5 protein-coding genes and 2 pseudogenes are annotated in these 10,615 nt (G+C 62.0%); 3 read left to right on the forward strand and 4 right to left on the reverse strand.

Features of this window, described 5'->3' with window-relative positions; genetic code table 11:
* From TSH20_RS32650 to TSH20_RS32665, 4 genes and pseudogenes are all read right to left on the reverse strand, one after another.
* Positions 1–367 (reverse strand): annotated as a pseudogene (locus TSH20_RS32650) (IS21 family transposase); the annotation flags it as partial.
* A 162-nt stretch (positions 368–529) separates the two neighbouring features.
* Positions 530–1,261: an IS21-like element helper ATPase IstB gene (gene istB, locus TSH20_RS32655; RefSeq protein ID WP_109156757.1), complete on the reverse strand. Its 732-nt coding sequence runs from the start codon at positions 1,259–1,261 to the stop codon at positions 530–532.
* A complete protein-coding gene (gene istA / locus TSH20_RS32660) occupies positions 1,248–2,768 on the reverse strand; it encodes an IS21 family transposase (RefSeq protein ID WP_109156756.1) in 1,521 nt (506 codons plus the stop codon). The genes istB and istA overlap by 14 nt, the downstream gene beginning before the upstream one ends.
* A gap of 48 nt (positions 2,769–2,816) precedes the next feature.
* Entirely contained in the window at positions 2,817–3,665 is an 849-nt protein-coding gene (locus TSH20_RS32665; protein ID WP_109156755.1) for a hypothetical protein, read from the reverse strand.
* A 1,359-nt stretch (positions 3,666–5,024) separates the two neighbouring features.
* On the opposite strand from TSH20_RS32665, the gene TSH20_RS32670 reads away from it, so the two are divergent.
* The 3 genes and pseudogenes from TSH20_RS32670 to TSH20_RS35995 all read left to right on the forward strand — a co-directional run.
* Positions 5,025–6,722, forward strand: a complete 1,698-nt coding sequence (locus TSH20_RS32670; RefSeq protein WP_109493023.1) for a methyl-accepting chemotaxis protein — start codon at positions 5,025–5,027, stop codon at positions 6,720–6,722.
* Positions 6,723–7,389: 667 nt separating this feature from the next.
* A complete protein-coding gene (locus TSH20_RS32675; protein WP_109156754.1) occupies positions 7,390–9,876 on the forward strand; it encodes a PAS domain S-box protein in 2,487 nt (828 codons plus the stop codon).
* Between the two features lie 275 nt (positions 9,877–10,151).
* Positions 10,152–10,530, forward strand: a pseudogene (locus tag TSH20_RS35995) (IS1595 family transposase); the annotation flags it as partial.
* Positions 10,531–10,615: the final 85 nt, after the last annotated feature.

Consider the following 10,615-nt stretch of genomic DNA (forward strand, 5'->3'; position numbering starts at 1 on the left):
GAAACAGCTTCAGCACGCCACGGCAGGTGCGGAAGCCCTGTTCCGGGTGCGGCCGGCTGGCGAGGATGGCGCGGATCAACGCCACAGTATTGGGGCCAAGGTCGCCGGCGTCCCGCTCGAAACGCTCGGGGCTCCACTCGGCGTAGCGGCGGTGTGCTGCCGGCATGTGCTCGGGCACGGTGCTGTGGCGCTCGCCGCCGTGCCGGCGGGCATGGGCGGCGATCCGTTGGCCGCGGTGAAAGAACTCCACCGTGGTGGCGGTGAGGCGTGCGTCGATCTGTTGGCGGATCAGCGTCGCCGGTACCGAGTAATAGAAGCCGGCGACCTCGACATGGTAGTCAATCGGCTTCCAAATTCCAGCCGGCATCGGCTTGCAATTTCCAGCCACGCTTGCGGTTGCAGAACCTGTTGTCCAGGGAGTCCACGGGAGGGTCCCGCGCGCGCCGCGGAGTGCCCTCATGGCTGACGCAGCGGCGCGCGTGGGAGGGGCCTGTGGGCCCCCCTGGACAACGGATGGGAAGGCTTTGGATCAGGAGCGGTTCTTGAACCGCCAGCTCTCGTTGCCGGTTTCCAGGATGTCGCAGTGATGCGTCAGCCGGTCGAGCAAAGCGGTGGTCATCTTGGCGTCGCCAGCGAACACCGTCGGCCATTCAGCGAAGCTCAAGTTGGTGGTGATCAACACCGAGGTCCGCGAGTACAACTGGCTGAGCGCGTGGAACAGCAGTTGGCCGCCACTCTGGGAGAACGGCAGGTAGCCGAGTTCGTCCAGCACCACGAGATCAACGCGGGTCAACTGGTCAGCGAGCTTGCCCGCCTGCCCGGTCCGGGCTTCGGCCTCCAACCGGTTCACCAGGTCGATGACGTTGAAGAACCGGGCACGGGCGCCGCGGCGCACGCAGTTGGCCGTGATGGCGATGCACATGTGCGTCTTGCCGGTCCCGGTTCCCCCGATGAACACGGCGTTGCGCTGGGTTTCCAGAATGCCGCCATCGTGCAGGTCGCGCACCAGCCCCTCGTTGAGGGGACTGGCGGTGAAGTCGAACTCGGCCAGCGTCTTGGCCAGAGGCAGCTTGGCGGCGCCGAGTTGGTAGCGGATCGAGCGCGCCTGCTTCTCCGCCCGCTCCGCCGCCAGCAGGTCGCCCAGGATCTGCTGGACGGTGCGCTGCCGCTTCAGTCCATCGCTCATTACCTCGTCGTAGGCGGCACGCATGCCGGCCAGGCTGAGCTCGGCCATCATCGCCATCAGCTCATGCCGTTCCATGGCAGCCCTCCCGCACCGCGCGCAGGCGGTCGTAGCGCCCGCAGTCGGCGGCCGGCTCAATGGACAGCGTCAACGCCGTCGGCACCGCCATGGCCGGTGCCGGTGTGACGTCGTGGCGCCGGGCGAGGATGTTCAGGATCACGTCCCGGCTGTGCGTACCGCTCGCCAGTGCCTCGCGGCAGGCGACCTCCACCGCCTCCAGGCCATCGGTGAGGATGGCGGCGAGCACGCCAACGAACTGCCGGTCAGCGTCGTCGCCGCGGCCCAGGCGGGTCCGCACCGTCGCCAGGGCTGGCGGCAAATCCCAGTCCCGGAACGGCGCCCCGTTGCGCAGCGCCCCCGGCTTGCGGACGAGAACCGGCAGGTAGTGCAGCGGATTGTACCGCGTGTGGCCGTGCCCGAAAGCTCGTGGGTGCTCGGCGACGATCGCGCCGTTGAACCACACCACGATCCGTGTCGCGTAGGCGCGGACCTGCACCGGCTTGCCGGCGGCGATCGCGGCCACGCTGTAGCGGTTGCGGTCAAAGTGGATCAGGCAGGTTTTCGAGACGCTGAGCGTGGCCTCGTGGAAGCCGTCGAAAGGATCTCTCACGGTGATCAGCGCCGGCCGCTCCGCCTGGAACACCTCCCACACCGTCCGGCTCCTATCCTCTGGATGCGACGTCTGTTGGGCCCAGACGATCACCTCGTCGTGCAGGCGGTCGTTCACCTCTTCCAGCGTCTTGGCCCGCAGCCGCGGCGTGAACAGCCGCTGGCGCAAGGTGCCGACCTGGTTCTCGACCTGGCCCTTTTCCCAGCCCGAAGCCGGGGTGCAGGCCACCGGCTCGACCAGGTAATGCGAGCACATCTGGGCGAAGCGGCGGTTGAAGCGGCGCTCTTTGCCGACAAATACAGCGTCCACCGCCGTCTTCATATTGTCGTAGATGCCGCGCTCGCACAGGCCGCCGTAGAAGGCCGCGGCACGGGCGTGGGCGTCGAACACCATCTCCTGGGTCTGGCGCGGGTAGACCGCCACGAACGGCATGCGGCTGTGGCACAGGCGGGCATGGGCCACCTGCACCTTGGTCGTCACGCCGTCCAGGATGATCCACTCTTCCGCCCAGTCGAACTGGTACGCCTCGGCCGGGGCAAAGGTGAGCGGAACGTAGGCGTTCACCGGCCCACTCGGCGGCTGGCGCTGCTTGAAGCGCTTGATGTAGCGCCGCACCGTGTCGTAGCCGCCCTGGAAGCCGGCATCCTTCAGCCGTCCGAAGAGCCCCAGGTAGTCGAGCCGGTCGCGGGCTGGCCGCCGCTCGTTCTCCGTGATCAGCCGTTCCAGTTCCTCCTGGAACCCGGACAACTTCGGAAGCGGCTGGTGCTGGCGCTCGTAGCGCGGCGCCGTCTCGCCCGAGCGCAGGTATTTCGTCACCGTCTCCCGCGACACCTTCAGCGACCGGGCAATGGCCCGGATGCTTTTCCCCTTCGCGTGCTCGCGTCGTATCCGTGCGATCGTCTCCACCGTCAACATCCCTGTCCGCCACCCTGTCGTCCAAACCCAGGGTGGTAGTCTGCCAGATCAGGGGTGGCTGGTTATTGGACGCCGATCACCCCTGAAACTGGCCCAGTGTTGCAGGCCGATGCACACGAAACGCCTCTCCACCCCGTCGAGGCCGGGAGACTGCCCCGAGCCGGGAGCGGGGGCAGCCAAGGTGTAGCGCAGTCGGTCCGGGATCGTGGAGCCGAGGACCAAGCCCTTGTCCATCGGCGCTCGGGCGAGGACCTGTCCGTCCGGATGTGCGATCGTGACGACGGCATAGGACGGCCAGGACAGTCTGGCGACATAGTCCGTCAGCCAATCGAGGTCGATCAAAGCGGTCATTGTGCCGCCAGGCTGCCCGTCCACCCCCTGATAGCGTTGTCGGTATGGCAGGATCCCGCGCCCTTGGGCGTCCGGCACCGCCCGGATCGGGCCGGGTTCACCGACAACAAGCTGGTCGATTTGCAGCGCCTTCCGGAAACTAGGCAGGTCGCCAATATCGGTCCCGATCGATCCGGGCTGTGTCGCGCACCACACTTGGCCAGTTTTATCGGCAAGCTGGATTTCAAGGTGGCTCGGGTACGAAGGCCTGAGTTCTTCCATAATGTTCAGGCATTCGGCAGGTGGCAGTCGGGGGACTCCAGTTGCCTGCAGGGTCGCGAACATGTGGCGGATGTCCTCCACAGATTTTTGCTGTTCGGCGCCCACCAGCGCAAGGAGGCGTCCTGCCTCCGCCTCCAGTTCCTGTTCACGCTCCTGGCGCAGTGTGGCGAGGGAAAAAACCTCATAACCGAGCAGCGGAGCGGCTAACAAAACCGCTCCGAGTACAATCTTTATCTGACTTCTCGGCATTTTCCAGCCCACGCTGGCTGCCTCCTGTCCAGCCATGCCCACCTTTCCGAGGCGATGCATACCGTAGACAGTTAAACGGAGACGAGGCAGCATTGTTTCGTCATTCGGGAACGCCAGGATAATCGGTGTCGTGCCGTTTGCGGGAAGCTGTCCCGCCAGCCTGATCGCGGCCGGCCGATGACGGTGGCAATCACCTGCAGACCAGAAGCGGCAGAAGGGTTATCGTTGCTTCCGCTGCCGAGCGTGCCGGCATGGCGTCGACGAATTCGCCGGGGACGGCCCCGAATCTGTTGACCAACCGAATGCGATTCTGCCGAACGAGATCAGGTCTGACTGCCCAACGGCTCCTTGCTTACCAGCCAGTAGCGTCCTTGGCGTCCTGGCGCGCAACCGGAACTCCACGAAGTATTCCCCATCAACTGAACTCCCAGATCGCCTTCCATTGATTCGGCCAAACATGACGTTCTTGCTTCCCCTGGAGCCTTGTCTCATTCAGCACCAACCCGCAGCTCTTGTTGCAAGCTGCTTTCCAGAGACGGCCCAGCTTGATATGCAATTGCGACATCGCCCAACAAACCCCTCAGCATCAGGCGATGCCATTTCAAACTTTGAATGCGGGGCGGGCAGAAGCTCAAGATAGCGCTGTCTAATTTCAGAGGAAGGTATGATCAGCCCTGCTTGATCCGATACGACAACCGCATGTTGGATTTGCTCTGGAACATGTTCCACCACATGCTTGACAGCCTGATCAAGCCTTGCGAACCTTCTCATCCAAAGAATTCCAAAATCTTGCTCCATCGGTCCCCACACTATGAAGCCCATAGCTGCCTCCAGCATCTTGCAATGAAAGGCTGAAGGAGTTGTGCGAGGTTTTCCAGATACTTTTTGTCTCCGTAAAATTTTTTACTTGTAACACTCGCGTAACCATTGGACATGTTTTTTGGAGCGAGAGTAGATTGATTTGAGAATTATAGCAAGTATCACGAAGAAATGCTAAGCGCCGTGCCCTCTCTTGCAAAAACAGTCAGCGAACGCCTCCTATTTTTTTAAGGTATTTTTCATCGCTGCCCAAGCATCATCCGAAAAATAAATTTACCGATACTCTCAGACGGTGGGGCGCCGCCCGACCGCAGACTTGCCAATCTACTGGCCATGTCATTGATTTCTGGAAAGAATTTGCTGCTGTGGTGGCGCACGGACGCCGATCCACGACACCAACCTGGACCAAGCGGGTCGACGCTGGAAATCTGAGGGAAACGGAGGGCAATTTACGATGCCGTATCACCCTCACTACAGGAAAACCCCTAACGACCAAACACGGGACTATGACCCAGATCATTATCTTTTGGAGGATGAGACGGCAGGCTGAAGCAGAGTGAAAGATGGGAGTGCGTCATGCTGCGCTGGTATTCCAACCTTAAGCTGATTCAAAAAATCATGGCGCCGTTGTTCATCGTGGTCGCCGTTGTCGGTGTGATGCTCTGGAGCGCACAGGCGGCGATCTCGAACCTGAATGCAGCGACGCACCGGATCACCGACGTGTCGGCAGTGCGCCTTGAGATGTCTTTGTCGATGATGGCTTTGGTGAACAATGCCACGGTGAACGAGAAGAACTTGATCCTTGAACCTTCTCAGGAGGCGATGCAAGGCTATCTGGAGGGATACCGGAGGAGCGTGGCCGAAGCCGTCAAAGCAACCGAGCGCATGATCGAGTTGGCTGACACCCCGGAGCGGCGCCAGGGCAATCAGGCGATCAAGGATGCTGTTCTCGACTATGACTGCATTACCCGGAAGAGCATCGACTTCGGCCTCAAAAGCGACAACGACAACGCCTTCAAGATTTCCAGCACCGAAGGTCGTACCGCCCGGTTGAAGCTGGTTGATCTGGTCAATGAGCGGGTTCAGCGGAACCAAGCCGACATGCGCGTCGCCGCGGCGGACGCCGACGCACTGGCAACACAGGTGAAACAGGGGCTCTACCTGATGTCAGGCATTGGCCTGATCGCCGCCTTTGGTCTACTCGGCTGGACGGTCATGGTTATGGTTGCTCGTCCGTTGACCCGCATGGCGGCAGACATGGCAACCATAGCAAGCGGCAACTATGCTGTCGCTGTTGCCGGCGCTGAACGGAAGGACGAGGTGGGGTCGCTGGCTCGTTCGCTTCAAGTCTTCAAGGACAACGGGCTGGAGATGCGCCGCATGCAAGCGGAGCAGGAACAGGCGAAGGCGAAAGCGGAGGCTGAGCGTAAGGCGATGATGAGAGGGATGGCCGACGAGTTCGAGGCGTCGGTGAAGAAGGTTGTCACCCAGGTCAGTGGGGCCGTCACTCAGGTTCAGGGCAACGCGCAACAGCTGTCAGCCATGGCTGAGCAGAGCAAAGCCCAAGCCACGGCTGTGGCGGCGGCGACGCAGCAGGCGTCCGCCAACGTTCAGACCGTTGCCACCGCGGCCGAGGAAATGTCGAGTTCCATCGCTGAAATCAGTCGACAGGTGGCCCGCTCGTCCGAAGTGGCCCGTCAGGCCGTCGGCCGTGCCGAAGGAGCGAACCGCAGCATCCAGTCTCTGGCGACGCAAGCAAACACCATCGGTGATGTTGTGAAACTCATCACCGACATTGCCAGTCAAACCAACCTGCTCGCGCTCAACGCCACCATCGAAGCGGCCCGCGCGGGAGAGGCCGGCAAGGGGTTTGCCGTCGTCGCCAGCGAGGTCAAGAACTTGGCGACGCAAACGGCCAAGGCGACGGAGGACATCGCCAACCAGATCGGGGCGATGCAGGGGGTGACCGGCGACGCGGTGCAGGCGATTGCCGACATCAACGGGATCATCACTCAAATAAACGAGATCGCCAGTGGCATCGCTGCAGCGATGGAAGAGCAGGATGCCGCTACCAAGGAGATCGCCCGAAACGTTCAGCAGGCGGCTCGAGGCACACAGGAGGTGTCGTCGAACATCTATGGTGTGGAGCAGGCGGCCCAAGGCACCGGGACTGCGGCAAATGACCTGCTGAGTGCTGCTGACAGCTTGGCCCGGCAGGCGACGCTCCTGTCAGGCGAGGTCGATGACTTCATCAGCCAAGTCCGCGCTGGATGATAAGGGGGAGTGGATGCAAAAGAGCGCCTGAGCATGAATCATCCTCACACAGGGACGGAGGTGCAAAAAGGCCGGGCTGGTGGCGCTCGGATGGGCAAGCGGGTATGAAGGCGTTCCCGCTGCAGCCGAGCGCCCAATGTCGTATAAGGTCGGTGCGTCCCACCGTCATCAGATCGCAAAGGCGCGCAGCGGTGTCGCAAGCTGGGCAAACTGCGATGCAGCGCTGCGCCGACAGGCGACCTGATAGTGAGAGTGACGCCCGAGGCGGTTGCGGCTTGGACGCCGCTCTCTGAGGCAGGCCATGCGAAGGGCGGCTACCTTCGCATCGGAATCTTGGCCGGCGCCGTCGCACCGACGTGCGGCATGGTTGGTAATTGCCGAGAAGTCTGTGATCGACCCAACCCTACCGAGCAGACCTTTGTCGTGGCTGTGATCGTCACCTTGCAAAGGTTTGCAACACGCACATTTTGGCTTATCATCTGGTGGTCAAGCGCCCAATCCCGCAGCCTTTATCGATAACGGCAGGTGCTTCCCCGGATACAGTGGGTGTTTATGCGCCGCATCCATCCCAGCACCCGTAGATATCCGCTAGCCGCCGTGATCGCCGCCAACGTGACCAGAGTGACAATGCTCCGAACTGATAAGCTCTCCCACGGATGCAGGCTCCGTGAGTTCCGTTGAACCGCCATGGCCTCTCAACGAGCCGGCCCGCATCGACCGGCTCAAGAGCTATTGCATCCTCGACACGCCGCCCGAGCCGGTGTTTGACCGGCTGACCAGGCTTGCCGCCCGTGCCTTCAGGATGCCGACCGCTCTGGTCAGTCTGGTCGATGAGGGCCGCCAATGGTTCAAGGCGCGCCATGGTCTTCAGGTCCAGCATACGACTCGCCGCCTTTCCTTCTGCGCCTATACCATCCTGGAAGACCGCCCTATGGTGGTGCCGGACGCATTGGCGGATGAGCGCTTCGCTGAAAACGATCTCGTCACCGCGGAGCCGTACATCCGGTTCTATGCCGGGGCGCCGTTGAGGACGCCGGACGGGTTGCTGCTGGGAACCTTTTGCGTCATCGACTATGTACCGCGCCATGATTTCGGCGAACAGGAGCAGAGCGATCTGGTGGAGTTCGCCCGCATCGTCATGCACGAACTGGAGATGCGCACGGCTCAGCGCGCGGCTGAGGCGGCGGAGCAGGCGGAGCGGCAGGCCCGCGCCGCTACGGAAAGGGCTGAAACCCGATATCGCGCTGTGGTCGAAACCGCCGTCGACGCGATGGTGGTAATCGATGAAGCCGGCGTGATGCAATCCTTCAATGTTGCCGCCGAGCGCATCTTCGGCTACGCCGCCGAGGATATGATCGGGCATAACGTGTCGGAGTTGATGCCGGAGCCCGATCGGTCCCGGCACAAGGAGTATATCGGCCGCTATTTGCAGACCGGTATTCCCCGAATCATCGGGTCCGGGCGCGAGGTGGAGGGTCGGCGCCGCGACGGAACCGTATTCCCGCTCGAACTTGCCATCGCCGAATGGTGGGATGGCAGGCAGCGCTTCTTTACCGGGATCATGCGTGACCTCACTCAGCGCCATACGATTGAGCAGAAGCTTCAGCAGAGCAACATGCTGTTTAGAACTCTGATCGAGGGCATCACCGACCCGGTGTTCGTGAAGGACGCGAACGGGCGGTTCCTTGTGGTCAACGACGCCACCTGTCGCCTGTTTGCCGCTGACCACGACCAAGTACTGGGCGCGCGTGATCGGGATTTCTATCCACCCAAACTCGCCTCCCATATCGAGGCGGTCGACCGGCAGGTGATCGAAAGCGGCGAGGTGGTGGTTCTCGAGGAGGAAATCCTCGACCGCACGAACGGCGAAATACGCATTTGCCTGACCACCAAGGCTCCCCTGCGCGCAACCGAGGGCCGTGTCATCGGTGTGCTTGGCATTGCCCGCGACATCACGGAGCGTAAGCGCTTCGAGGACAGCCTGCGCGCGGCGAAATCCGAAGCCGAACGGGCGAATGTGGCGAAATCCAAATTCCTTGCCTCAGCCAGCCACGACCTGCGTCAGCCGGTCCAATCGTTGGTCCTGTTTATGGGCGCTTTGCAGGGGCATGTCGACGGAAGCCCGGCGATACGCATCCTACGTTCTATGGAGCAGTCTCTGAATGGGCTGCGGATGCTGTTGGATGGACTGCTGGACGTCTCGAAACTGGATGCCGGTCTGGTGACGGCCAAGCCAGTGACAATGCCTCTTGCCCCCATCATCCAGCGTTTGGCTGACGAATACATTCTGCGTGCGGCGGAACTGGGGTTACGGTTCAGGACCAGCGGTTGTGGCGTTGTGGTGAAGAGCGACCCGGTGCTGTTGGAACGCATCTTGCGCAATCTCGTGGAGAATGCGCTCCGCTATACGGAACGGGGCGGGGTGCTCGTCGGGTGCCGACGGCGCGGCAGCCACCTGCGCATCGAGGTCGCAGACACCGGCATCGGCATCGCGGCGGACCGCCAGCAGGAGGTTTTCGACGAATTCTTTCAGGTCGGGAACCCTGAGCGTGACCGCAGCAAAGGGCTGGGACTCGGACTTGCCGTTGTTCGTCGGCTTGCACGCCTGTTGGGGCATGAGGTGGAGGTCCGATCAATCCCCGGACGCGGATCGACCTTTGCCGTGACTGTGCCGCTGATGGGTGTCGTCAGCGGATCTTCCAATTTGGGTGAGACCAGTGTGCCCGAGGAAAGCAGTGGCGTAATACTGGTGATCGACGACGAGGAGTTGGTCCGGGCCGGGATGCAGGCGATGATCGAGACCTGGGGATACCGGGTGTTGGCTGGGGCCTGCCGCCAGGACGCCGTTCGGATGCTCAAGGACAATTCGCCGGACATCCTGCTGGCGGATTATCGGCTGCGCGATGGGGAGACTGGGCTGGACGTGATCAAGGCCGTCCATGCCCGCCTCGGCAAGCGGATTCCGGCGGCGATTATAACAGGAGACACTGCACCGGAGCGGCTGGCAGAGGCGCAGGCGGGAGGATACCGTCTGCTCCACAAGCCGGTGGCGGCTGCCGACCTGCGTATGGCGGTCGTTGAACTGATGGGACAGGCCATGCGTCCCGGTGACGATTTGCAGGGAGTTGACCCTACCGCCCCTGAATATAGCTAGGTCACGTCTGACGGACTTCTCATGCGAAGGGATCTATGGTTCATGGCAAGCTTGATGATGGCCATGTAATTGACTGCGAACTTGTCATGGCGCATGGGAACGGATCGGCATTCTTTGCGTCATCCGATGCCATACACGACGGCATTTCTTCGCCGATTTGAAAGCACCGCGACATTTGTTCGGCAGACAACGCCGCCATCATCAACTAAACACAGTAAAGTATAGCCCTTCCAGCGGTTGCGTGCGATTCTTAGTCATCAAGCGCGGAGGGGGCAATGGGATCGGTGTTGGAGGAACTGACGGTTGTTCGGACCGTGGCGGAGATGACTGAAGCCTTCCACGATGAGGCGCGGTGCCGCCGCGCTGGCTGAGGCGATGGTGTGGCCGAATGGGCGGCTCTGTCCGGCCAGCGGCTTGCGGCGCTCAATCACTCTGACGGGACGCGACATGGAACGACAGCCCCGGCCGGGGCTCTATCACTGCTGCAATTCGGACTGCCCTTTTCAGTTCACCGTGACGACGGGAACCCCGTTGCATGGAACGAAGCTGCCGTTGCGGACTTGGCTCATGGAGCTGTGGTTCATCCCGCAGTCGGACAAGGGCATCTCGTCCATCCGTCTGGTCGAAGCACTCGGCGTCAGCCAACCGACGGCTGTCAGTGCCGGCTGGATACTCCCCGGAAAGGGCGGCTGAAAATTCCCCAGGCTAACGCAACGGCAGGGCTCCGGGGCGTACGCCC

The sequence above is a fragment of the Azospirillum sp. TSH20 genome, from assembly GCF_003115935.1.
GTDB lineage: Bacteria > Pseudomonadota > Alphaproteobacteria > Azospirillales > Azospirillaceae > Azospirillum.

Excerpts from the sequence above, each read along its gene's own strand:
- TSH20_RS32665 (WP_109156755.1), bottom strand. The coding sequence starts at position 3,665 with ATGGCTGGACAGGAGGCAGCCAGCGTGGGCTGGAAAATGCCGAGAAGT.
- istA (WP_109156756.1), bottom strand. The coding sequence starts at position 2,768 with ATGTTGACGGTGGAGACGATCGCACGGATACGACGCGAGCACGCGAAG.
- TSH20_RS32670 (WP_109493023.1), top strand. The coding sequence starts at position 5,025 with ATGCTGCGCTGGTATTCCAACCTTAAGCTGATTCAAAAAATCATGGCG.
- istB (WP_109156757.1), bottom strand. The coding sequence starts at position 1,261 with ATGGAACGGCATGAGCTGATGGCGATGATGGCCGAGCTCAGCCTGGCC.